Genomic DNA, 22,922 nt, shown 5'->3' on the forward strand with positions numbered 1-22,922 from the left:
ATTCGTTGCCCCCAGCCTTCGGCTGGGGATCGCTGTAGGGCGTGCCTTACAGCCCTTGTTTCAGGCTCGCCACCAGGTATTCGTCGATGTCGCCGTCGAGCACCTTGTCGCAGTCGCTGCGTTCGATGTTGGTGCGCAGATCCTTGATCCGCGAGGCATCGAGCACGTACGAACGGATCTGGTGACCCCAGCCGATGTCCGACTTGGTGTCTTCCAGGGCCTGGGAGGCGGCGTTGCGTTTCTGCACTTCCTGCTCGTACAAGCGCGCCCGCAACATTTTCATCGCGGTGTCTTTGTTGGCGTGCTGGGAGCGTTCGTTCTGGCAGCTGACCACGGTGTTGGTCGGTACGTGAGTAATCCGTACGGCCGAGTCGGTGGTGTTTACGTGCTGACCACCGGCACCGGAGGAGCGGTAGGTGTCGATGCGCAGGTCCGACGGGTTGATGTCGATTTCGATGTTGTCATCGATTTCCGGCGACACGAACACGGCCGAGAACGAGGTGTGACGACGGTTGCCGGAGTCGAACGGGCTCTTGCGCACCAGACGGTGCACGCCGATTTCGGTACGCAGCCAGCCAAAGGCGTATTCGCCCTTGATGTGCACGGTCGCGCCTTTGATACCGGCGACTTCACCGGCCGACAATTCCATGATGGTCGCGTCGAAACCGCGTTTATCCGCCCAGCGCAGGTACATGCGCAGCAGGATGTTGGCCCAGTCCTGGGCCTCGGTACCGCCGGAGCCGGCCTGGATGTCCAGGTAGGCGTTGTTCTGGTCCATCTCGCCGCTGAACATGCGACGGAATTCGAGCTTCTCGAGGGCTTCGCGCAAGCGCTCCACTTCAAGGGCTACGTCGTCGACGGCGGCCTGGTCTTCTTCCTCGGCAGACATCAACAGCAGGTCCTTGGCATCGGCCAGACCGCTGGACATTTCATCGAGGGTTTCTACGATCTGGGCCAGCGCAGAGCGCTCGCGACCCAGGTTCTGAGCGTACTCAGGGTTGTTCCAGACACTCGGATCTTCAAGCTCGCGATTGACTTCGGTCAGACGCTCATGCTTTTGATCGTAGTCAAAGATACCCCCGAATAGTTTCGGAGCGCTCGGACAGGTCCTTGATACTGTTAAGGATCGGGTTGATTTCCATGGCGGGCAGCACTCGTTGGCGAACTTTTGAAAGCCGGCGAGTATAACGTAATCACGCTGTCAAGGCAGCCCGCCTGGCGGCTTTAGGGGCGAATGGTTTACGGAATAACGCGGGGGGCCCGTAGCAGCTGCCGAGCCCGCGAGGCTGCGTTCGGCGGCGCAGCCGTCGTAAAGTCAGACAACGCGGTCATTCAGGCAAACCGCATACACAGGACTTGCGAGGACTTCGTCCTCGAACGCAGCCTCGCGGGCTCGGCAGCTGCTACAGCGCTACAGTCAGCGGGTTACTCAATTCCCACCTGATTGCGCCCATTGTTCTTCGCCAGGTACAGCCCCTTGTCCGCCGCCAAGATCAATTGCCGGCAGTCGCTGCCCGGCTGCGGGATCACGGTCGACAGGCCGATGCTGATGGTCAGGCACGAACCTTCGGTCGGGAAAACGTGCGGGATCTTCAATCCGACCACGGTCTGGCGCAGTTTTTCCGCCACCAGCCGCGCACCGCCCGGCGAGGTGTTGGGCAAGACCAGGACGAACTCTTCGCCGCCGTAACGGGCCGGCAGGTCCGATGGCCTGGCGCTGGCGTCGCGAATGGCCGTGGCGACTTTGCGCAAGGCTTCATCGCCTTCGAGGTGGCCAAAACTGTCGTTGTAGGACTTGAAATAGTCGACATCGATCATCAGCAACGACAATTGCGTCTGGTCACGCAACGAACGCCGCCACTCCAGTTCCAGGTATTCGTCGAAGTGCCGACGGTTCGACAGCCCGGTCAGGCCGTCGGAGTTCATCAAGCGTTGCAGCACCAGGTTGGTGTCGAGCAACTGTTGCTGGCTGACCCGCAACGCACGGTACGCCGCGTCACGCTGCAGCAGGGTCATGTAGGAGCGCGAGTGATAGCGGATGCGCGCCACCAGCTCGATGTTGTCCGGCAGCTTGACCAGGTAATCGTTGGCCCCGGCGGCAAACGCCGCGCTCTTGATCAGCGGGTCTTCCTTGGTCGACAGGACAATGATCGGAATGTCCTTGGTCGCCGGGTGATTACGGTATTCGCGCACCAGGCTCAGGCCGTCCAGGCCGGGCATGACCAGATCCTGAAGGATCACCGTCGGCTTGATGCGGATCGCCTGGGCGATGGCCTGGTGCGGGTCGGCGCAGAAGTGGAAGTCGATGTTTTCTTCGTTCGACAGACCACGGCGCACCGCCTCGCCGATCATCGCCTGATCGTCCACCAACAACACCATGGCGGCGTTTTCGTCGGTTTTGAAGTCATCGAGCTGTAATTCATTCATGTGCGGTCACCTGAGTACTGCTTGGGCCACGATTGCTGCTAATGATAGTCATTTTTGGAAAATCTCCAGCAAACGTGGCGCTATCTTGTCCAGCGGGCGGATTTCCACGGCAGCGTCGATGGCTGCGGCCGCCTTGGGCATTCCGTACACGGCACTGCTGTTCTGGTCCTGAGCGATGGTCAGGTAGCCCTGTTGGCGCATGAGTTTAAGCCCCTGGGCGCCGTCACGCCCCATACCGGTCAGCAGAACGCCCACGGCGTCACCGCTCCAGTAACTGGCCACACTCTCGAAAAACACATCGATCGAAGGCCGATAGATCTCGTTGACCGGTTCGGCGGTGTAGGCCAGCGTGCCGTTTTTCAGCAAGCGGATATGGTGATTGGTACCGGCCAGCAGGATCGTGCCGCTTTGCGGCGGTTCACCTTCCTGGGCCAGGCGCACGTCCAGGCCGCTGGCGCTGGCCAGCCATTCGGCCATGCCGGCGGCGAACACCTGATCCACATGCTGGACCAGCACGATGGCCGCCGAAAAATCCCGGGGCAGGCCCTTGAGCAGCACTTCCAGCGCCGCCGGCCCGCCAGCGGATGAACCGATCGCCACCAGGTGCTGGCGCGAGGCCGAGTTGCGGTGCGGGCTCGGTGCCGATCGCTCCCGATTGCTGTGGGCACCGATCAACCAGCCAATGTTGAGGATCTTGCGCAGCAGCGGCGCAGCGGCTTCCTGAGGGTTACCAGCGCCCAGCGCCGGGGTATCGACCACATCCAGTGCGCCGTAGCCCATGGCTTCGAACACCCGGTGAACGTTCTGCTGACGGTCGACGGTGACGATGACGATCGCGCACGGGGTCTCGGCCATGATCCGCCGGGTCGCTTCCACGCCGTCCATCAACGGCATGATCAAGTCCATCAGGATCAGATCCGGGGTGTATTCGGTGCAACGTTGCACCGCCTCGGCCCCGTTGCTGGCAACCCAGACCACCTCGTGTGCCGGTTCGAACGCCAGGGCGCGGCGCAAGGCCTCTACCGCCATGGGCATGTCGTTGACGATGGCGATTTTCATGTTCGCGCCCCTCCAATGAGCTCAACGACTGCATCCAGTAAGGCGTCATCATGAAAACTGGCCTTGGCTAGATAATAGTCGGCGCCGGCGTCCAGTCCACGACGACGGTCTTCTTCGCGGTCCTTGTAGGACACCACCATCACCGGCAGCGATTGCAGGCGATTGTCGCGACGCAATAAAGACACCAGCTCGATGCCGTCCATGCGCGGCATGTCGATGTCGGTGATCAGCAGATCGAAATCCTCCGAACGCAGGGCATTCCAGCCATCCATACCGTCCACCGCCACGGCGACGTCGTAGCCGCGATTGAGCAGCAACTTGCGCTGCAACTCACGAACGGTCAGCGAATCATCCACCACCAGAATCCGTTTGCGCGCGGCCTCAACGGCCTGATTGGCGTGCCGGGCAATGCGCTCCAGACGCCCGGTATTGAGCAGTTTGTCCACCGAACGCAGCATGTCTTCGACGTCGACGATCAGCACCACTGAGCCGTCGTCGAGCAAAGCCCCGGCGGAAATGTCCTGTACCTTGCCCAGACGCTCGTCCAGCGGCAGCACCACCAGCGTCCGCTCGCCGATAAACCGCTCGACCGCCACCCCGTAGATCGCCTCGCGCTCGCGCATGACCACGACTTTGAGGGTCTGCGCGCTGTTCTGGCTCGCCGGCCGATGCAACAGCTGACTGGCGGCGACCAGCCCGACATGCCGGCCTTCGTACCAAAAGTGCTGCCGGCCTTCGACCTGCACGATGTCTTCCGGCTCCAGGTCGCACATGCGCTCGATGTGCGCCAGCGGGAAGGCATACGCCTCGTCACCGACTTCCACCACCAGACTGCGCACCACCGACAGCGTCTGCGGCACTTCAAGATGGAAACGACTGCCCGCGCCCGCCGTCTGCTCCAGCACCACGGCGCCGCGCAACTGCCGGACCATGTGCTGAACCGCATCCAGCCCGACGCCGCGCCCGGACACTTCGGTGACCGTGTCGCGCAGGCTGAAACCCGGCAGAAACAGGAACGTCAGCAGCTCTTCTTCGCTCAACTGCGCGGCAGTCTCGGCTGGGGATAACTGCCGCTCGACGATCGTGCGGCGGACCTTTTCCAGGTCGACGCCATTGCCATCATCGCTCAGCTCCAGCACCAGCAGACCGGCCTGATGGGAGGCTCGCAAACGGATCACGCCTTCCTCCGGCTTGCCCGCCAAGCGTCGCTGTTCCGGGGTTTCGATGCCATGATCCACCGCATTGCGCAGCAGGTGTGTCAGCGGCGCTTCGAGCTTTTCCAGTACGTCTCGGTCGACTTGGGTCTTGTCGCCCTCGATCTCCAGCCGCACCTGTTTGCCAAGGTCGCGCCCAAGATCGCGGACCATGCGTACTTGACCGCTCAGCACGTCGGCGAACGGCCGCATGCGACAGGCCAGCGCGGTGTCATACAACACTTGTGCGCGCTGACTGGCGTGCCAGGCGAACTCGTCCAGTTCGGCGTTTTTTTCCACCAGCAATTGCTGGGACTCGGCCAGCAATCGGCGGGCATCGCCCAAGGCTTCCTGGGCTTCGAGGCTCAAGGCATAGTCCTTGAGATGAACGTTGAGGCTTTCCAGCGCCCGCAGGCCATTGCTCTGCATGCGTTTAAGGCGCTGCATGGTGGCCAGGTGCGGCTTGAGGCGCTGGGTTTCCACCAGGGATTTACTCGACAGGTCGAGCAGGCTGTTCAAGCGCTCGGCCGTGACACGCAATACGCGCTCGCCAGTGTCGGTGGCGCGCCTGGTCTTGGACGCAGGCTCAGCGGGCTCTGCCTGAGGTGTTTCAATGAGTGTTTCGACGGGTGTTTCGGCGGCACGAACGGGCGGCTCGACCCTGGGTGTCGACGGTTCGAGCTGAGGTTCTGCCATCGGCAGCGCGATGGGAACAGTCGCCATGTGCTCAAGCAGCCGTCCCATCAAAACAACGTAAGCGTCGATATCCGCAGGCGCCGGAGCATTGTTCGGCGTCGCAATCCGCATCAGCAGATCGGTGCCCTGCAACAGCGCATCAATGTGTTCGGGTCGCAGGTACAGGCGCCCTTCCTGGGCGCTGACCAGGTAATCCTCCATCACGTGGGCGACGCTGACCCCGGCATCGACGCCTACAATCCGCGCCGCGCCCTTGAGCGAATGGGCCGCGCGCATGCACGACTCGAGGTAATCGGCCTGGGTCGGATCGCGCTCCAGCGCCAGCAGACCGGCGCTCAGCACCAGGGTCTGGGCCTCGGCTTCCAGGCTGAACAGCTCCAGCAAGGAGGCGTCACGCATTTGGTCGGGGGTCATGTGAGGCTCCGGGTCACGGCAGACAGCAGCTGCTCTTCATCCAGCCAACGCAGGCTGCGACCTTTGAATGGCAAGACGCCGCGGGTGTATTTGGCGCTGGCCTGGGTGCCGGACTGGGACGCGGCATCGAGAATGCGCTCGTCGATGGCGTGAATCCCGTCCACTTCGTCCACCGGCACCACCACCGGCCCGCCGTGGGCGGCGATGATCAGCATCCGCGGCGTTACCCGCGCGCCGGGCGCCACGCTACTGGTGTCGTCGAGCCCCAACAGCTCCACCAAAGACAGGCACGCCACCAAGGCACCGCGCACATTCGCCACGCCGAGCAATGCCCGGGAACGCTGGTGCGGCAAGGAATGGATCGCTTGCAGCGGCGCCACTTCGACCAGGCTGCGAGTGGCCAGGCCCAGCCACTCTTCGCCGAGGCGAAACATCAGCAGCGAACGGGTTTTCACCTCGCTCTCGGCTACCGTGGAGATTTGCCCACGGTCGCCCTGCGACAAGGCGTAACGGTCGAGCAAGCGCGTGGCGGCAGCCGAATACACCGCGCAATTGCGGCAATGAATGTGCTCGCTCAGCAGCGGGCAGGACTGATCGCCGTGGATACCGATGCGGTTCCAGCAGTCGTCGATGGCCTGGGCATCTTCATGGGTGACGCTCAAGGTGTCGGAGGCGTTCATCGTTTACGCTCACTGTCAGCGGCGCGCTCGCTGCGGGCGGCGCGGGCCTGCAATCGTCTGGCACCCGCCGTGTCGCCCTGGGATTGCAACAAGGCAGCCAGGTGCATCAACGCGTCGGGGTGTTGCGGTTCGAGGTACAACGCCTTGCGATAAAAACCCTGGGCCTCCAGGGCACTGCCGGCGACATCGCTGAGCAGCCCCAGCCAATAGAACACTTGGGCCACCGGTTCGTGACTGCGCAAATAACTTTCGCATGCGGAGCGGGCCTCGGCACTTTTGCCTTCATTGGCCAGCGCGGCGATATTCGCCAACAGCGTGGCGGCGTCCGAAGAAGTGGCCGAAGGGATGGCGACAGCCTGAGGCATCGGCACGACCGTCGCAAAAGGCCGACTGCGCACAGGCGGCGGAGTCACGCTGCGCAATGGTTGCTGCACTGGCAGCGACATCGGCGCGAAGGTCGCAGGCGGCTCGAGCGCGCTCTGGCGACTGAAGGCAAACGACTGCGGGATACCGATCGAGCGCATGCCGAAACGGCCGAGCAGACTGCCCTCGGCCGGGCCGATAAATAGCACGCCATCGACGTGAGTCAGGCGCTTGAGCACTTCGAACACTTGCTGCTGGGTCGGCTGGTCGAAATAAATCAGCAGGTTGCGACAGAACACGAAGTCATAGGGCGGCTCGTTGACCAGCAAGGTCGGATCCAGCAGGTTACCGACCTGTAGACGCACCTGTTCGAGCACGCGCCCGCTGAGGCGATAGCTATCGTGTTCAGCGGTGAAGTGGCGCTCGCGAAACTCGAGGTCCTGGCCTCGAAACGAATTCTTGCCGTACAGCGCGAGCCTGGCCTTTTCCACCGACAGCGGGCTGACGTCCATGCCGTCGACCTTGAACTGGTGCGGCGCCAGCCCCGCATCAAGCAATGCCATGGCGATCGAGTACGGTTCTTCACCGGTAGAACACGGCAAGCTGAGAATCCGCAGGGCGCGCATGTTGTTGATCGCCGCCAGCCGCTTGGCCGCCAGCTTCGCCAGCGTGGCGAAGGATTCCGGGTAACGGAAAAACCAGGTTTCGGGGACGATCACCGCTTCGATCAGCGCCTGCTGTTCGTCGCGCGAGCCCAGCAAAGTGTGCCAGTACTCATCGGCCGTCCGCGCCCGAACCGCCGTAATGCGCTGGCGCACCGCGCGCTCAATGATCGCCGGGCCGACCGAGCCGACATCCAGGCCGATACGCTCCTTGAGAAAATCGAAAAACCGTTGATCGCTGCTCATCCCTGCTCCTCAAACTGCGCCAGGTCCAGCGGCGGCGAGGGAAACAATAAGGCGCGAACCTGTGCATCCAGTAAATCGGCAACCCGCACCCATTGCAGCAGCCCCTGGGCATCTTCGCGCACCGGGCCGAGATACGGCGCCTGGCGATTGTCCAGGCCATAAGGCTGAAAGTCCGCCGGGTTGCAGCGCAACGTGTCGGTGACCTGCTCCAGAATCAGCCCGAGCAATTGCGCAGGCGTTGCCTCATCCGGCCGATAGTGCACCAACACCAGCCGCGTGCTGGTGCGGGCCTGGGCCGGTTGGCCAAACGTCAGCGCGCTGAGGTCGATCACCGGCACCACCGCGCCGCGCCAGGCGAACACCCCCGCCACCCAGTCTGGCGCCCGGGGAATGGGTTTCAACGGCAGTTGCGGCAGCACTTCGGCCACCTCGATGGCCTGCAAGGCGTAGCGCTCGCTGCCGATGCGGAACACCAGAAACAACGACTGCTTCGCCGGCATCGCCACGCCGCGCCTGGCCGTAAGTTCGCTCATCAGACTTTGAATCGCGAGACACCGCCACGCAGCCCCACGGCCACCTGGCTCAGTTCGTCGATGGCGAAACTGGCCTGGCGCAGGGACTCAACCGTCTGGCTGCTGGCATCGCCCAATTGCACCAGCGCGTGGTTGATCTGCTCGGCGCCGGTGGCCTGGGCCTGCATGCCTTCGTTGACCATCAACACCCGTGGCGCCAGCGCCTGGACCTGATGAATGATCTGCGACAGCTGCTCGCCCACCTGCTGCACCTCGGACATGCCGCGGCGCACTTCCTCAGAGAACTTGTCCATGCCCATGACCCCGGCCGACACCGCCGACTGGATCTCGCGCACCATCTGCTCGATGTCGTAGGTGGCCACGGCGGTCTGGTCTGCCAGACGTCGCACTTCGGTGGCGACCACGGCAAACCCGCGACCATACTCGCCGGCCTTCTCGGCTTCGATCGCGGCGTTCAGGGACAACAGGTTGGTCTGGTCAGCGACCTTCACGATGGTCACCACCACCTGGTTGATGTTGCCGGCCTTCTCGTTGAGGATCGCCAGCTTGGCGTTCACCAGATCTGCCGCGCCCATCACCGAGTGCATGGTGTCTTCCATGCGCGCCAGGCCTTGCTGACCAGAACCGGCCAGCACCGAAGCCTGGTCGGCGGCGGTGGAGACTTCGGTCATGGTGCGCACCAGGTCGCGCGAGGTGGCGGCAATTTCACGGGATGTCGCACCGATTTCGGTGGTGGTGGCCGCGGTTTCGGTGGCGGTGGCCTGTTGCTGCTTGGAGGTCGCGGCGATTTCGGTGACCGACGTGGTGACCTGCACCGAGGAGCGCTGGGCCTGGGATACCAACGAGGTGAGCTCGGTCATCATGGCGTTGAAGCCGGTTTCCACCGCGCCGAATTCGTCCTTGCGATCCAGATTCAGGCGACTGCTGAGATCGCCGGTGCGCATGACTTCGAGGATATCCACAATGCGATTCATCGGCGCCATGATCGCGCGCATCAACAGCAGGCCGCAGAGGCCGGCGACGATGACTGCCACCAGCAAAGAGACGCCCATGCTGATTTTGGCGGCCGTCACCGCGTCACTGATGGCCAGCGTGGATTGTTCAGCCAGGGCGTGATTATTTTCAAGAAGGCTGTTCAATTGCTTGCGCCCATTGACCCAGGCCGGCGTCAGTTTTTGCTCCAGGGCAAGCACCGCCTGGTCGTACTCTTTGCGCTGATAGAGATCGATAACGTTGTTCATCTCTTTGTTGTAGAGCTGATGACGCACTTCGAACTCCTCGAACAGAGCCCGATCGTCCTCCGTGAAAATGGTTTTACGGTAGTTGGCTATTTGCTCGTTCAAGCGCTCTTCGAAACTTTTGTACATGGTCTGGTCGGCGACGGTCATTTCGCGATGCCCGGAAAGGCCGACAAGCTGTTGGGTGAGGTTAAAACTGTCGACCCACGCACCGCGGATCATCGAACTGTAATACACCCCCGGGACCGCATCGGTGCGAACCGATTCTGCGCCGGCGTCGATCTTCATCAGCCGAGAAAAAGACACCACAACCATCAGCAGCATGATTGCGATAATTACCGCAAAGCTCGCCAAAATGCGTTGGCGCAACGTCCAGTTCTTCACAGTCAGTCCTCGGTGCGGATCAAATTGCGGGGGAGTATAGCCGAGGGTCTGTGGGAGCGGGCTTGCTCGCGAAGAACGATAAGGCGGTTCCTGACGAACATTTGTGGCGAGGGGCTTGCCCCCGTTCGGCTGCGCAGCAGTCGCAAACCCGGCCAATGCGGTTTGTCTGAATAACCGCATCTGTAAATTTTGGGGCGGCTTCGCCACCTAATGGGGCAAGCCCCCTTCGCCACCGACGCAGCCTCCAGGACGGCGTCGTTTGTAAGCAAAAAGATCGCAGCCTTCGGCAGCTCCTATGCCGATCGCGTGCACCCGTTCCTAACGGATAAACGCGATCTGAAGGAGCTTCCGAAAAGCTGCGCCCCGTTAAAGCCGCTGACGCTCACTGCCAGTTAACGGCATGGACGTTAGAGGACAGATTCGACTCGATATCGACCAAACGGTGGTAGCGATATCCGCGACCAAGCCAGGCGAGTTGATTCCAGGTCGTATGATTGGCCGGTATGCCAAACTGGTATCCACCACCTGCCTCAGTAGTCAGTAATACTGTTCGCGCATAGGGACGAGCATCGCAAGTACCGAAGAACGTGACCCAATTATTCGCGTTACCCCCCGAAGGAACGTAACTTCCTTGAAACAGAACGTAAGAGATGGTTGGAGCTTTTAACGGAGCCAGCACTGTAAACGTACGAGGGGCAGACTCCGGCTGAGGCCCGTAAACAGTTCTGGCCACAAGACGATGGCTCGTCAAACCCAGCCCCGTGACGGTATGGGTCGAAATACCCTGGTCATTGGCAAACTGCCTGCTGACAGACGTTTTGCCATCCAGAATCTGCACTTCAAGTTTCGGACTCGACGCGACAGTCACGGTGACGCGAATATCGGTGGTGTAGCCCCCTTCTTTGATCTCCCCCTTGCTGTCCTTCAGTGACGTGATATTCGGCGTCTGCAGTGCCAGGGTAGTGACCGCGTAACTTTGCAGCGGGAAGGTCACGATCGTCTGTTCGTTTTCGTTGGGGTGCAGGTCGACTTTTGCCCGAATCGTCAGCTCACTGCCGTTCCTGAGTTTCAGCAGTTTTTGACGCAACAAAGGTATTTGCAAGCCCTTTTCTACCTCCGTCGCCGTTGTTTCTTTTCCACTGGTAATCGGGATCGTGACGGAGTTGCCATTGCTGTCGGTTCCGCTGGCATCCAGCGTATACGGTTGGCCGATATCGATAAATGACCAGGGCACGACCGCAACATGAGCATCCCCGACGAACGAACGGGTATCCAAATCGCGCCCATTCGCCTCTGCAACTTCAGGCGCCGGAAAGTTCGGATCCTGTTCTTTGTACTTTTCTACGGTGACAATCAATGACTCGGAGACGGTCTCGTTGCCGTTGCGCAGCAGAGTCCATGAGAATTCGACTTGGCGCCCGATATTGGCACTGATGAATTTTGTGTCGAGCTTGAAGTTGGCCCGTGAGTTGGAATTGAACGGCTTAAATCCAAACTTGGGTGACCCTGCGCCCGACGCGCCCTTGACCACCAGTTTGGCCTGATCTCCCGGAAGAAACCCGATCAGCTCGACACGCCCGTTGGCGCCTTCGAGGTTTTTACCCGGTGAAAGAACACCGCCCTCGACCACTTGTACCGTCGGCACAGGCAAAACACCCTCGCCTCCCCTGAGCACACGCGCTTTGGTGTTATAGGAGCTGGCGATCACCATGCCGTTTCTGATCAGTTCGCAAGTCATTTGTACCTGCCCGCCCGGGAAAACCTTGCTCGCGGGTATTTTCAACAAATAAGTCGATGGCACTCTGCCGACAGTCACCTGCGGATTATCTGTCACCGACGAACCTGTAAGTGGCACGCAAACATAATTGCCCTGGATAACATCCTTGGCTTCAAAAAGCCCTTTGAACGCGTGTACCCGTGCATGGAGAAACTGTGTTCTGTTCACTTTGACGGGGTCGATGGTGTCAGCGTCGTCGCTCTCGTCATTGGGGTCTTCAATCAAGTCCGGCCCCGCCAGTTGTTTCTCCATAAGGTCAATGTCCCGCTCAACCCCCTTGGACCAGAGCGATCTTTCAGTGTAGTTTTCCAACTGATCCCTGACCGTGTACACAAACAGGAAAGCCGGATGACTCCCGGCCTCTTCGAACACGTCCTTGCTGACCCGAATCTTGATAGGGCTGCCGACCACATCCGGTTCTTGTGGATCGTCCGAAACACCGACCACGCGTCTGACTTCAACCCCATTGCACTTGAGAGTGATGACATCGTGGAGCTTCATGAAAAGGTAAGAAACAGTGACCCAAACACCCTTCTTGACTTCATTTGGCCCAATGTCTTCTGGCACTTCGATACCCAGGCCGTCGTGGTAGTTATCGCGAGGGTCGACGTCCCTCCCGGCAGGGCGATGCTGACTGTATTCACAAAAGAGCGCCGCTGACTCACTGCTATTACCACTCAGACGCGTTACTGAATAAGTGAACCGCTGAAGCCCCTCACGCAGTAGTGCTTTAGGCACCCAAAAACTGCGCCGAAGTTGCTCATCAATCTCAGCCTCGACATCAACTTTCACCCCATTGAGAAAAAGAATGACTGCCGTAACAGGGTTGCCTGGCTGATCGATAGGGGGATCAACGACAACACGAAGCCTCCCGCTCTCGGTCAGCCTGAGGGGAACACCGACCAGAGGTTTCCCCGCACCAGAGTTTTCGCTTTTGACATCCGCTGTAGCCCCCGGAATAGACGGTGAATAATCTTGCAGGACATTATTTTCAGCTGTCATCGAGAGATCGTCACCCATCACATACGCTCCTTGTCTGCTGGTCGCGAACAGCGGCCTGATAAGCGACATCAGGCCATTGAGCCGTAGATTTGGCTACTGTCAGAAATAACAGGTAAAGGTCTATTCCAGACAAACGGTAAATCGGAACGGCATCCGAAAAAAGTGCTGAAACAACAAAACCCGCCACCTCAACAAGAGGTGGCGGGTTTTGTTTGAGGATCGTTAAAGGTGCTGCTTACGTTTACATAGAAGCCTGCCGCACCTGCGTCTCCAACTCGGCCTTCAACCCCGGCTCCAGCTTCAACTGCCGCCGAGCAAACCGCCCAACCCACCGCTGGATGATTTGTTCTGCGTGCCACCGGCCTTGTTCTGCAACAGATCCCGACCGGACTTGAGCAGTTGATCGAGCAATCCACGGATATTCATTTTACCGCCTCCACGAAATCGGGTTAACCGGATCATTAAGGCCACCAGCCTGGATTGAAAGTGCCCGGTTCCTCTTCGCGAGAGTGCTTCCAGATGTTGCTCATATCTCGATAAACAGTCGGTAACGCACCCACACAATCTATTTCATCGAATGCAGCCCCGGGGATTTGTCGACCGTGACATCGGGCACTAGTCTGGATAAACCCATGACACAGCCCGGCCTCGGTCAGGCTCCCACAAAGCGCACTACGCTAATAACAAGCCACTCGTGGCGAACTACCCCGTTCAACGCTGTCCCGACCCTAATTAAAGAAGAGGGAAACCCCATGTTCGAACACAAGACCGCACTGCTCAGTGCAATCGCCACGGCGCTTCTGGCCAGCGCCAGCCTGCAGGCCGCCGAACCGCTGAAAGCCGTCGGTGCCGGCGAAGGTCAGCTGGATATCGTTGCCTGGCCCGGCTATATCGAACGGGGCGAAAGCGACAAGGCCTACGACTGGGTCAGCGCTTTCGAGAAGGAAACCGGCTGCAAGGTCAACGTCAAGACGGCCGGCACATCCGATGAGATGGTCAGCCTGATGGCCAAGGGCGGTTACGACCTGGTGACGGCGTCCGGCGATGCCTCCCTGCGCTTGATCGCCGGTAAGCGCGTCCAGCCGATCAACACCGCATTGATCCCCAACTGGAAGAATCTCGATCCGCGCCTGAAGGATGGGCCGTGGTACGTGGTCGACAAGCAAACCTATGGCACCCCGTACCAATGGGGGCCGAATGTGCTCATGTACAACACCAACGTGTTCAAACAGCCGCCGACCAGTTGGAGCGTGATACTCGAAGAGCAGAAGCTGCCCGACGGCAAATCCAACAAGGGCCGCGTGCAGGCGTATGACGGCCCGATCTACATCGCGGACGCGGCGCTGTACCTGAAAACCGCCAAGCCGGAACTGGGCATCAAGGACCCTTACCTGCTCGACGAAAAACAGTACAAGGCCGTTCTCGACCTGCTGCGCGCCCAGCAAAAGTTGATCCACCGCTACTGGCACGACACCACCGTGCAGATGAGTGACTTCAAGAACGAAGGCGTGGTGGCTTCCAGTTCCTGGCCGTATCAGGTCAACGGCCTGATGAACGAGAAACAGCCAGTCGCCTCGACCATCCCCAAAGAAGGCGCCACCGGGTGGGCCGACACCACCATGATGCACGCCGAAGCCAAGCACCCGAACTGTGCTTACAAATGGATGGACTGGTCGCTGACGCCGAAGGTCCAGGGTGATGTGTCCGCCTGGTTCGGCTCGCTGCCGGCGGTCCCGGCGGCGTGCAAGGCAAGCGAACTGCTGGGGGCCGAGGGGTGCAAGACCAACGGTTTCGACCAGTTCGACAAGATCGCCTTCTGGAAAACCCCGCAGGCTGAGGGTGGCAAGTACGTGCCTTATAGCCGTTGGACCCAGGACTACATCGCGATTATGGGAGGCAGGTAATACACCCCCTTGTGGCGAGGGTGCTTTATGGCGAGGGGGCTTGCCCCCGTTGGGTGGCGAAGCCGCCCTGGAACCAGTCACCGCGGTCTAACAGATAAACCGCGCTCTCCTTTTCAGGGCTGCTACGCAGCCCAATGGGGCGGTGCGGCGGTCCGACAAGCCCCCTCGCCACAGTGAGCATTCCAGCTAAAAAAGCACACCGATTCAGCTTTTTCAGAAGTCCAGGCAGGGGCCGCTGTGATGGGCCCCCGCTTTTTGGGAGCACCGTATCCATGACGCTTGCAGTCCAGTTCACCAACGTTTCCCGTCAGTTCGGTGAGGTGAAGGCCGTTGACCGGGTTTCCATCGACATCCAGGACGGCGAGTTCTTTTCCCTGCTGGGCCCTTCTGGTTCGGGTAAAACCACCTGCCTGCGCCTGATCGCCGGTTTCGAACAGCCGAGCACCGGCTCCATCCGCATCCATGGCTTGGAGGCCGCCGGGCTGCCGCCGTATCAGCGCGACGTGAACACCGTGTTCCAGGATTACGCGCTGTTCCCGCACATGAACGTACTCGACAACGTCGCCTACGGTTTGAAAGTCAAAGGCGTCGGCAAGACCGAACGCCACAAACGCGCCGAAGAAGCCCTCGACATGGTCGCCCTCAACGGCTACGGCGAGCGCAAACCGGTGCAGCTGTCGGGCGGCCAACGCCAGCGTGTGGCCCTGGCTCGCGCGCTGGTCAATCGCCCTCGCGTGTTGTTGCTCGACGAACCCTTGGGCGCCCTCGACCTGAAGCTGCGCGAGCAAATGCAAGGCGAACTGAAGAAGCTGCAACGTCAGCTCGGCATCACCTTTATCTTCGTCACCCACGACCAGACCGAAGCGTTGTCGATGTCCGACCGCGTGGCGGTGTTCAACAAGGGGCGTATCGAACAGGTCGACACGCCGCGCCACCTCTATATGAAACCGACAACCACCTTCGTCGCCGAATTCGTCGGCACGTCCAATGTGATACGCGGTGATCTGGCCCGGCAGTTGAGCGGCAATCCTCAGCCGTTTTCGATCCGCCCGGAACACGTGCGTTTCGCCGAAGGGCCGCTGGCCAGCCATGAAATAGAAGTCAGCGGCGTGCTTCATGACATCCAGTATCAGGGCAGCGCCACCCGCTATGAACTGAAACTGGAAAACGGCCAGACCCTGAACATCAGCCAGGCCAACGTCCAGTGGCTGGACGTCAGTGCGCAACATCAGCCCGGGCAACGCATCAGCGCTCGCTGGGCGCGCGAGGCGATGATCCCGCTGCACGACAATGTTGTAGGCGGGGTATGAGATGGACAGTGTGATCTCTCGAACCCCGGCCAACGGCTCGCCGCTACGCCGGTTTTCCAACTTGCTGTACCGGCGGCCGAACCTGTATCTGTCGCTGCTGCTGGTGCCGCCGTTGCTGTGGTTTGGCGCCATCTACCTCGGCTCGCTGCTGACTCTGCTGTGGCAAGGCTTCTACACCTTCGATGACTTCACCATGACGGTCACCCCCGACCTGACCCTGGCGAACTTCGCAGCGCTGTTCCAGCCATCGAACTTCGACATCATCCTGCGCACCCTGAGCATGGCCATCGTCGTGTCGATCGCCAGTGCAATCGTGGCGTTCCCGATCGCCTACTACATGGCGCGCTACACCAGCGGCAACACCAAGGCGTTTTTCTACATCGCGGTGATGATGCCGATGTGGGCCAGTTACATCGTCAAGGCCTATGCCTGGACCTTGCTGCTGGCCAAGGGCGGCGTGGCCCAGTGGTTCGTTCAGTACCTGAACCTGGAGCCGGTGTTGCAGTTCGTACTCGGGATGCCGGGAGTGGGTGGCAGCACCCTGTCGACCTCGCACCTGGGGCGGTTCATGGTGTTTGTCTATATTTGGCTGCCGTTCATGATCCTGCCGATCCAGGCGTCACTGGAACGCCTGCCGCCGTCCTTGCTGCAAGCTTCGGCGGATCTGGGCGCCAAGCCGCGTCAGACCTTCATGCAAGTGATTCTGCCGCTGTCGATTCCGGGGATCGCGGCCGGTTCGATTTTCACGTTTTCACTGACACTGGGCGACTTCATCGTGCCGCAACTGGTGGGCCCACCGGGCTACTTCGTCGGCAGCATGGTCTACGCCCAGCAAGGGGCGATCGGCAACATGCCGATGGCGGCGGCCTTCACGCTGGTGCCGATCGTGCTGATCGCCATTTACCTGTCCATCGTCAAACGCCTGGGGGCCTTCGATGCGCTCTGACGCTTCCTCTCAAGACCGGGCATCCCTGGGCCTGCGCATCGCCGCCTGGGGCGGGTTGCTGTTCTTGCACTTCCCGATCCTGATCATCTTCCTCTATGCCTTCAACACCGAAGACGCGGCGTTCAGCTTTCCGCCCAAGGGCTTCACCCTGAAGTGGATCGCCGTGGCGTTCTCGCGGCCCGACGTGCTGGAAGCGATCAAGCTGTCGCTGCAGATCGCCGCCATCGCCACGCTGATTGCGCTGATCCTCGGCACCCTCGCCTCGGCGGCGTTGTACCGGCGGGACTTCTTCGGCAAGCAAGGTATTTCGCTGATGCTGATCCTGCCGATTGCCCTGCCGGGGATCATCACCGGGATCGCGCTGCTGGCGACTTTCAAGACCCTGGGGATCGAGCCGGGGGTGTTCACCATCGTGATCGGTCATGCGACCTTTTGCGTGGTGATCGTCTACAACAACGTCATCGCCCGATTGCGCCGCACGTCCTACAGTTTGATCGAAGCGTCGATGGACCTCGGCGCCGACGGCTGGCAGACCTTCCGCTACATCGTCCTGCCGAACCTCGGCTCGGCGTTGCTGGCTGGCGGCATGCTGGCGTTTGCCCTGTCGTTCGACGAAATCATCGTCACCACCTTCACCGCCGGCCACGAACGCACCTTGCCGTTGTGGCTGCTCAACCAGCTCAGCCGCCCTCGGGACGTGCCGGTGACCAACGTCGTGGCGATGCTGGTCATGATGGTGACCATGTTGCCGATTCTCGGCGCGTATTACCTGACCCGTGGTGGGGAGAGTGTTGCGGGTAGTGGCGGAAAATAACTGACAACTCATTTCCCAATGTGGGAAGCGGATTCTGTAGGAGCGAGGCTTGCCCGAAGGCGTCCTCAAGGACGTCAAAAGCTTCGCGGGCAAGCCTCGCTCCTACAGAGATTCGGTTCCCACAGAGGGAAAACAACAGCTTCGGAGGACAAAGCCATGCAAACCAAACTCTTGATCAATGGCCAACTGGTCGCCGGCGACGGCCCCGCCCAAGCCGTGTTCAACCCGGCCCTCGGTCGCGTACTGGTGGAAATCAACGAAGCCAGCGAAGCCCAGGTCGACGCCGCCGTGCGCGCCGCCGATAGCGCCTTCGAAGGCTGGTCGCAAACCACGCCGAAAGAACGCTCGCTGTTGCTGCTCAAACTCGCCGACATCATCGAAGCCCATGGCGAAGAGCTGGCCAAACTGGAGTCGGACAACTGCGGCAAACCCTACAGCGCCGCGCTGAACGACGAGATCCCGGCGATTGCCGACGTGTTCCGATTCTTCGCCGGGGCCAGCCGTTGCATGAGCGGTGCGCTGGGAGGTGAATACTTGCACGGCCACACCTCGATGATCCGCCGCGACCCGGTCGGCGTGATTGCCTCCATCGCGCCATGGAACTACCCGCTGATGATGCTCGCCTGGAAAGTCGCCCCAGCCCTGGCCGCCGGTAATACCGTGGTGCTCAAGCCGTCGGAACAAACCCCGCTGACCGCCCTGCGCCTGGCAGAACTGGCGTCGGAGATTTTCCCGGCGGGTGTGCTTAACCTGGTGTTCGGTCGTGGTCCTTCCGTTGGCACCCCACTGGTCACCCACCCGAAAGTGCGCATGGTGTCGCTGACCGGCTCCATCGCTACCGGCTCGAACATCATTTCCAGCACCGCCGGCAGCGTCAAACGCATGCACATGGAACTGGGCGGCAAGGCGCCGGTGATCATCTTCGACGATGCCGACATCGACGCCGCCGTGGAAGGCATTCGCACCTTCGGTTTCTACAACGCCGGGCAGGACTGTACTGCCGCTTGCCGCATCTACGCTCAGGCAGGCATCTATGACACCTTCGTCGAGAAGCTCGGCGCCGCGGTCAGCAGCCTCAAGTACGGCTTGCAGGATGATCCGTCGACGGAGCTGGGCCCATTGATCAGCGCCCAACATCGTGACCGCGTAACCGGGTTTGTCGAGCGGGCCATGGCGCAACCGCACATTCGTTTGATCACCGGCGGCAAGCCAGTGGAAGGCAATGGCTTCTTCTTTGAACCGACGGTGCTGGCCGACGCACAACAGGACGACGAGATCGTGCGCCGCGAAGTGTTCGGGCCGGTGGTATCGGTGACCCGATTCACCGATGAAGCGCAGGCGCTGGCCTGGGCCAACGACTCGGAGTACGGCCTGGCATCGTCAGTCTGGACCTCGGACGTCGGCCGCGCCCATCGCCTGTCTGCGCGCCTGCAGTATGGCTGCACCTGGGTGAACACCCACTTCATGCTGGTCAGCGAAATGCCGCACGGTGGTCAGAAACTGTCCGGTTATGGCAAGGACATGTCGATGTATGGGCTGGAGGACTACACCGTTGTAAGGCATGTGATGTTCAAGCATTAAAAGCGAAAAGATCGCGGCCTGCGGCAGTTCTCCTGTAAGCGCTGCCGCAGGCCGCGATCTTTTGCTCAACGGACAAAGCCTTTGCACCTCAAAACCGCGAAACACTCCTCATCGCATCCACCAGATAGCGCATCGCAATCCGGTCACTCTCCGACAGCTCGCGATAGCGCTCCACCAACTTCAACTCCTCCGAACTGAGACGACGCCTTCGCCGCCCGGTGGCCAGGCAGGGAAAGAGTCCTAACATTTCAGTGATGCCTTGTACTTTCGACATGGACGATGTCCTTCTATACGTCAAAGAAAACTGCAAAACCGCATCGCCCTATCACTTTCAGCGGCCGTCTTGTGTGCACTGAACCCACCGGCCTGAAGGGCCGAAACCGGTCATGCCCATAGAATAGAAATTAAATCGGCGCTGAAAAGCGGTTTTTAGAGTAATTAGTCGAAAAAAGCAGATATGCCCTATAAATCAGAAAACGCTGTGAGAAACGTTACCTGACATGTCTTGTTTCATTGCCGCGCTGTCGCGGTGCTATCAATCATTTTTGCTCTGTAATCGAACGGTTTAAGCTATTTGGCATCTCTTTACAGTCCGTTGTGTTTGGCCAAGGCATGTCCGAACCGCTATTTCTGATCCAGCACGTGCCAGGAACGGCGCGGGATTGTTCACGACAGGTTGTACTTATGCATCGCAGGAATTTGCTCAAAGCGTCCATGGCCATCGCGGCTTACACCGGTCTCTCGGCCACCGGCCTGCTGGCCGCAAACGCCTGGGCCGGCAGTGGCACTGCCGATGGCGACGCCCAGGCGTTCGACTTCGAAGCGCTGAAGAGCCAGGCCAAACAGCTCGCCGGCAAGCCGTATCAGGACACCAAACAGGTGCTGCCGCCGACGCTGGCAACCATGACGCCGCAGAACTTCAACGCGATCCGCTACGACGGCAATCACTCGCTGTGGAAGGATCTGAAAGGTCAGCTGGACGTGCAGTTCTTCCACGTCGGCATGGGTTTCAAGCAGCCGGTGCGCATGTACAGCGTCGATCCCAAGACTCGACTGGCGCGCGAGGTGCATTTCCGCCCGTCGCTGTTCAATTATGAAAAAACCACCGTCGATACCCAGCAGCTCAAGGGCGACCTGGGATTTTCCGGGTTCAAGCTGTTCAAGGCCCCGGAGCTGGATCAGCACGACGTCTTGTCGTTCCTCGGCGCCAGCTATTTCCGTGCGGTAGACGCCACCGGCCAGTACGGTTTGTCGGCCCGCGGCCTGGCAATCGACACCTACGCCAAGAAGCGTGAAGAATTCCCGGACTTCACCAAGTTCTGGTTCGAGACACCGGACAAGGACAGCACCCGATTCGTGGTGTACGCCCTGCTCGATTCGCCAAGCGCCACCGGGGCCTACCGTTTTGACATCGATTGCCAGGCCGAGCGCGTGGTGATGGAAGTCGACGCCCACGTCAATGCCCGCACCGCCATCGAGCAACTGGGCATCGCACCGATGACCAGCATGTTCAGCTGCGGCACCCACGAACGCCGTATGTGCGACACCATTCACCCGCAAATCCACGACTCCGATCGCCTGGCCATGTGGCGTGGCAACGGCGAGTGGATCTGCCGTCCGCTGAACAACCCGGCCACCCTGCAATTCAACGCCTTCGCCGACACCGACCCGAAAGGCTTTGGCCTGGTGCAGACCGACCATGAATTCGACAGTTATCAGGACACCGTCGACTGGTACAGCAAGCGCCCGAGCCTGTGGGTAGAACCTACAACCGCGTGGGGCGAAGGCTCTATCGATTTGCTGGAAATTCCTACGACCGGCGAAACCCTGGACAACATCGTCGCGTTCTGGACGCCGAAGAAACCGGTCGCCGCCGGTGACTCCCTGAACTACGGCTACAAGCTCTATTGGAGCGCCCTGCCACCGACGGGTACGCCGCTGGCGCGGGTCAACGCGACCCGTTCGGGCATGGGCGGCTTCGTCGAAGGCTGGGCACCGGGTGAGCATTATCCTGAAGTCTGGGCACGCCGCTTTGCCGTGGACTTCACCGGCGGCGGGTTGGACCGCTTGCCCGAAGGCGCGGGGATCGAACCGGTGGTGACCTGCTCGAACGGTCAGGTGAAGGATTTCAACGTGCTGGTGCTCGATGACATAAAGGGCTACCGAATCACCTTTGACTGGTACCCGACCAATGACAGCGTGGCGCCGGTGGAGCTGCGGTTGTTCATTCGCACCAATGACCGCACGTTGAGTGAAACCTGGTTGTACCAGTATTTCCCGCCGGCGCCGGATAAGCGCAAGTACACCTGATATAGGCTGCGATCTTTTGGCGTTAAAAAGCCCCGGTCAACCCGACCGGGGTTTTTCGTTTTTACAGCGGCCTTCAGTCACGCAAATCCGATTCATGAATCGGCTGGTCACGATGAGTGGCCCGTTGGTATTGCGCCGGCCAGATCGCCTTGTGCCCACCCAGATCGTCATCGGCATGCAGCGGCCAATACGGATCACGCAACAACTCCCGGGCGAGGAAGATGATGTCGGCCTGACAGGTACGCAGAATATGCTCGGCCTGGGCTGGCTCGGTGATCATGCCTACCGTGCCGGTGGCAATGCCCGACTCTTTACGTACCCGCTCAGCAAATCGGGTCTGATAACCGGGCCCTGTAGGAATCTCGGCGTTCACCGCCGTACCACCTGACGAAACATCAATCAGATCCACACCCAGGTCTTTCAGGCGTCGCGCCAGCTCCACGGTTTCGTCAGGGTTCCAGCCATCCTCCACCCAGTCGGTGGCCGAAACCCGCACAAACACCGGTAACTCTTCAGGCCACACGGCCCGCACCGCTTCGGTGACTTGCAGCACCAGCCGAATACGATTCTCGAATGAGCCACCGTACTGATCGCGCCGTTGATTGCTCAAGGGCGAAAGAAATTGATGTAGCAGATACCCATGGGCGGCGTGCACTTCGACCACTTTGAAACCGGCGATCAACGCCCGTTTGGCCGAATCGACGAAAGCCTGGACGACCTCGGCGATCTCACTTTCATTAAGCTGCTTGGGTGGTGTGTGCTGGGGGTCGAAAGCGATCGGCGAAGGGCCGACCGGAATCCAGCCGCCATCTTCCGGTTTGACGCTGCCATGCTTGCCCAGCCACGGCCGATGCGTGCTGGCCTTGCGCCCGGCATGGGCCAGCTGGATGCCGGCAACGGCGCCCTGAGCGGCAATGAAACGCGTAATACGTTGCAAGGGTTCGATCTGTTGATCATTCCAGAGACCTAGGTCCTGGGCGGTGATACGCCCATCGGCGGTGACCGCCGTGGCTTCGGTGAATACCAGACCTGCGCCGCCGATCGCGCGGCTGCCGAGATGGACCAGATGCCAGTCATTAGCCAGCCCATCGACGCTGGAGTACTGGCACATCGGTGACACCGCGATGCGGTTAAGCAGGGTCAATTGACGAAGGGTATAGGGTTCAAGCAGCAGACTCATGGGGCACCTCTCAAATCAGTGGGCAGGCTCCAGGGTTCTGTTTGAATAGTCGACGAGTGACAGGAAAAAGGTGCAGCACCCGCCCCCGCGGGCAAAAAATTCGACAAGACGTCACAAGGATAATCAAGCAGTGCTTAGAGCCTAGTCGACATCGCGGGATCAGGGAGGGTTCAAGAAATGAAACACCGCCAATTTGAGGTCAA

16 protein-coding genes and 3 pseudogenes are annotated in these 22,922 nt (G+C 60.4%); 6 read left to right on the forward strand and 13 right to left on the reverse strand.

Translation table 11 applies throughout. The annotated features are described in order from the left end of the window. Window positions 1-46: 46 nt before the first annotated feature. The 11 genes and pseudogenes from prfB to AC1DQM_RS23500 all read right to left on the reverse strand — a co-directional run. Window positions 47-1,142 (reverse strand): peptide chain release factor 2 gene (prfB, locus tag AC1DQM_RS23450; RefSeq protein WP_096481021.1). Its coding sequence is split into 2 segments (ribosomal slippage): window positions 47-1,069 and window positions 1,071-1,142, totalling 1,095 coding nucleotides; the frame shifts between segments, so codons are not numbered across the junction. Window positions 1,143-1,425: 283 nt separating this feature from the next. After that, the gene (locus AC1DQM_RS23455; protein WP_018926681.1) at window positions 1,426-2,427 is read right to left on the reverse strand and encodes a response regulator; all 1,002 of its coding nucleotides are present in this window, start codon (window positions 2,425-2,427) and stop codon (window positions 1,426-1,428) included. Window positions 2,428-2,475: 48 nt separating this feature from the next. After that, window positions 2,476-3,486 carry a chemotaxis-specific protein-glutamate methyltransferase CheB gene (gene cheB / locus AC1DQM_RS23460; RefSeq protein WP_477746927.1) on the reverse strand — a complete coding sequence of 337 codons (1,011 nt, stop codon included), beginning with the start codon at window positions 3,484-3,486 and terminating at the stop codon, window positions 2,476-2,478. Then, window positions 3,483-5,789 carry a response regulator gene (locus AC1DQM_RS23465; protein WP_477746928.1) on the reverse strand — a complete coding sequence of 769 codons (2,307 nt, stop codon included), beginning with the start codon at window positions 5,787-5,789 and terminating at the stop codon, window positions 3,483-3,485. The genes cheB and AC1DQM_RS23465 overlap by 4 nt, the downstream gene beginning before the upstream one ends. Then, window positions 5,786-6,469, reverse strand: a complete 684-nt coding sequence (locus tag AC1DQM_RS23470) for a chemotaxis protein CheW (protein WP_018926684.1) — start codon at window positions 6,467-6,469, stop codon at window positions 5,786-5,788. Before AC1DQM_RS23470 ends, AC1DQM_RS23465 begins: the two co-directional genes overlap by 4 nt. Continuing rightward, entirely contained in the window at window positions 6,466-7,740 is a 1,275-nt protein-coding gene (locus AC1DQM_RS23475; protein ID WP_477746929.1) for a CheR family methyltransferase, read from the reverse strand. The genes AC1DQM_RS23470 and AC1DQM_RS23475 overlap by 4 nt, the downstream gene beginning before the upstream one ends. Continuing rightward, window positions 7,737-8,273: a chemotaxis protein CheW gene (locus AC1DQM_RS23480; RefSeq protein WP_477746930.1), complete on the reverse strand. Its 537-nt coding sequence runs from the start codon at window positions 8,271-8,273 to the stop codon at window positions 7,737-7,739. Before AC1DQM_RS23480 ends, AC1DQM_RS23475 begins: the two co-directional genes overlap by 4 nt. Beyond that, window positions 8,273-9,448 (reverse strand): annotated as a pseudogene (locus AC1DQM_RS23485) (methyl-accepting chemotaxis protein); the annotation flags it as partial. The pseudogene AC1DQM_RS23485 and the gene AC1DQM_RS23480, both read right to left, overlap by 1 nt. After that, window positions 9,422-10,075: pseudogene (locus AC1DQM_RS23490) on the reverse strand (MCP four helix bundle domain-containing protein); the annotation flags it as partial. The pseudogenes AC1DQM_RS23490 and AC1DQM_RS23485, both read right to left, overlap by 27 nt. A gap of 202 nt (window positions 10,076-10,277) precedes the next feature. Further along, window positions 10,278-12,692 (reverse strand): hypothetical protein, encoded by a 2,415-nt coding sequence (locus tag AC1DQM_RS23495; protein ID WP_477746931.1) that lies wholly within the window; start codon window positions 12,690-12,692, stop codon window positions 10,278-10,280. 285 nt (window positions 12,693-12,977) lie between these two features. Then, window positions 12,978-13,100: pseudogene (locus AC1DQM_RS23500) on the reverse strand (tellurite resistance TerB family protein); the annotation flags it as partial. A gap of 326 nt (window positions 13,101-13,426) precedes the next feature. On the opposite strand from AC1DQM_RS23500, the gene ydcS reads away from it, so the two are divergent. From ydcS to AC1DQM_RS23525, 5 genes are all read left to right on the forward strand, one after another. Then, a complete protein-coding gene (gene ydcS / locus AC1DQM_RS23505) occupies window positions 13,427-14,578 on the forward strand; it encodes a putative ABC transporter substrate-binding protein YdcS (RefSeq protein WP_018926690.1) in 1,152 nt (383 codons plus the stop codon). Window positions 14,579-14,850: 272 nt separating this feature from the next. Continuing rightward, the gene (locus AC1DQM_RS23510) at window positions 14,851-15,888 is read left to right on the forward strand and encodes an ABC transporter ATP-binding protein (protein WP_018926691.1); all 1,038 of its coding nucleotides are present in this window, start codon (window positions 14,851-14,853) and stop codon (window positions 15,886-15,888) included. Window position 15,889: 1 nt separating this feature from the next. Continuing rightward, on the forward strand, window positions 15,890-16,834 hold the full coding sequence (locus AC1DQM_RS23515) for an ABC transporter permease (RefSeq protein ID WP_019581622.1): 945 nt from the start codon (window positions 15,890-15,892) through the stop codon (window positions 16,832-16,834). Next, window positions 16,824-17,648 (forward strand): ABC transporter permease, encoded by an 825-nt coding sequence (locus tag AC1DQM_RS23520; RefSeq protein WP_019581623.1) that lies wholly within the window; start codon window positions 16,824-16,826, stop codon window positions 17,646-17,648. The genes AC1DQM_RS23515 and AC1DQM_RS23520 overlap by 11 nt, the downstream gene beginning before the upstream one ends. A 156-nt stretch (window positions 17,649-17,804) precedes the next feature. Next, window positions 17,805-19,229 (forward strand): gamma-aminobutyraldehyde dehydrogenase, encoded by a 1,425-nt coding sequence (locus AC1DQM_RS23525; protein WP_477746932.1) that lies wholly within the window; start codon window positions 17,805-17,807, stop codon window positions 19,227-19,229. An 88-nt stretch (window positions 19,230-19,317) separates the two neighbouring features. On the opposite strand, the gene AC1DQM_RS23530 is transcribed toward AC1DQM_RS23525, so the two are convergent. After that, window positions 19,318-19,503, reverse strand: a complete 186-nt coding sequence (locus AC1DQM_RS23530; protein WP_007940616.1) for a hypothetical protein — start codon at window positions 19,501-19,503, stop codon at window positions 19,318-19,320. Window positions 19,504-19,913: 410 nt separating this feature from the next. Here AC1DQM_RS23530 and AC1DQM_RS23535 point away from each other — a divergent pair, with 410 nt between their 5' ends. After that, a complete protein-coding gene (locus tag AC1DQM_RS23535; RefSeq protein ID WP_019581625.1) occupies window positions 19,914-21,539 on the forward strand; it encodes a glucan biosynthesis protein D in 1,626 nt (541 codons plus the stop codon). Window positions 21,540-21,612: 73 nt separating this feature from the next. Here the strand turns inward: AC1DQM_RS23535 and AC1DQM_RS23540 are convergent, their stop codons facing one another. Further along, on the reverse strand, window positions 21,613-22,719 hold the full coding sequence (locus tag AC1DQM_RS23540) for an NADH:flavin oxidoreductase/NADH oxidase (protein ID WP_018926696.1): 1,107 nt from the start codon (window positions 22,717-22,719) through the stop codon (window positions 21,613-21,615). Window positions 22,720-22,922: the final 203 nt, after the last annotated feature.

This window comes from Pseudomonas sp. 01L34, assembly GCF_056400265.1.

Coding starts and splice junctions, on each gene's coding strand:
- AC1DQM_RS23455 (WP_018926681.1), bottom strand. CDS start 2,427: ATGAATGAATTACAGCTCGATGACTTCAAAACCGACGAAAACGCCGCC.
- cheB (WP_477746927.1), bottom strand. CDS start 3,486: ATGAAAATCGCCATCGTCAACGACATGCCCATGGCGGTAGAGGCCTTG.
- AC1DQM_RS23465 (WP_477746928.1), bottom strand. CDS start 5,789: ATGACCCCCGACCAAATGCGTGACGCCTCCTTGCTGGAGCTGTTCAGC.
- AC1DQM_RS23470 (WP_018926684.1), bottom strand. CDS start 6,469: ATGAACGCCTCCGACACCTTGAGCGTCACCCATGAAGATGCCCAGGCC.
- AC1DQM_RS23475 (WP_477746929.1), bottom strand. CDS start 7,740: ATGAGCAGCGATCAACGGTTTTTCGATTTTCTCAAGGAGCGTATCGGC.
- AC1DQM_RS23480 (WP_477746930.1), bottom strand. CDS start 8,273: ATGAGCGAACTTACGGCCAGGCGCGGCGTGGCGATGCCGGCGAAGCAG.
- AC1DQM_RS23495 (WP_477746931.1), bottom strand. CDS start 12,692: ATGGGTGACGATCTCTCGATGACAGCTGAAAATAATGTCCTGCAAGAT.
- ydcS (WP_018926690.1), top strand. CDS start 13,427: ATGTTCGAACACAAGACCGCACTGCTCAGTGCAATCGCCACGGCGCTT.
- AC1DQM_RS23510 (WP_018926691.1), top strand. CDS start 14,851: ATGACGCTTGCAGTCCAGTTCACCAACGTTTCCCGTCAGTTCGGTGAG.
- AC1DQM_RS23515 (WP_019581622.1), top strand. CDS start 15,890: ATGGACAGTGTGATCTCTCGAACCCCGGCCAACGGCTCGCCGCTACGC.
- AC1DQM_RS23520 (WP_019581623.1), top strand. CDS start 16,824: ATGCGCTCTGACGCTTCCTCTCAAGACCGGGCATCCCTGGGCCTGCGC.
- AC1DQM_RS23525 (WP_477746932.1), top strand. CDS start 17,805: ATGCAAACCAAACTCTTGATCAATGGCCAACTGGTCGCCGGCGACGGC.
- AC1DQM_RS23530 (WP_007940616.1), bottom strand. CDS start 19,503: ATGTCGAAAGTACAAGGCATCACTGAAATGTTAGGACTCTTTCCCTGC.
- AC1DQM_RS23535 (WP_019581625.1), top strand. CDS start 19,914: ATGCATCGCAGGAATTTGCTCAAAGCGTCCATGGCCATCGCGGCTTAC.
- AC1DQM_RS23540 (WP_018926696.1), bottom strand. CDS start 22,719: ATGAGTCTGCTGCTTGAACCCTATACCCTTCGTCAATTGACCCTGCTT.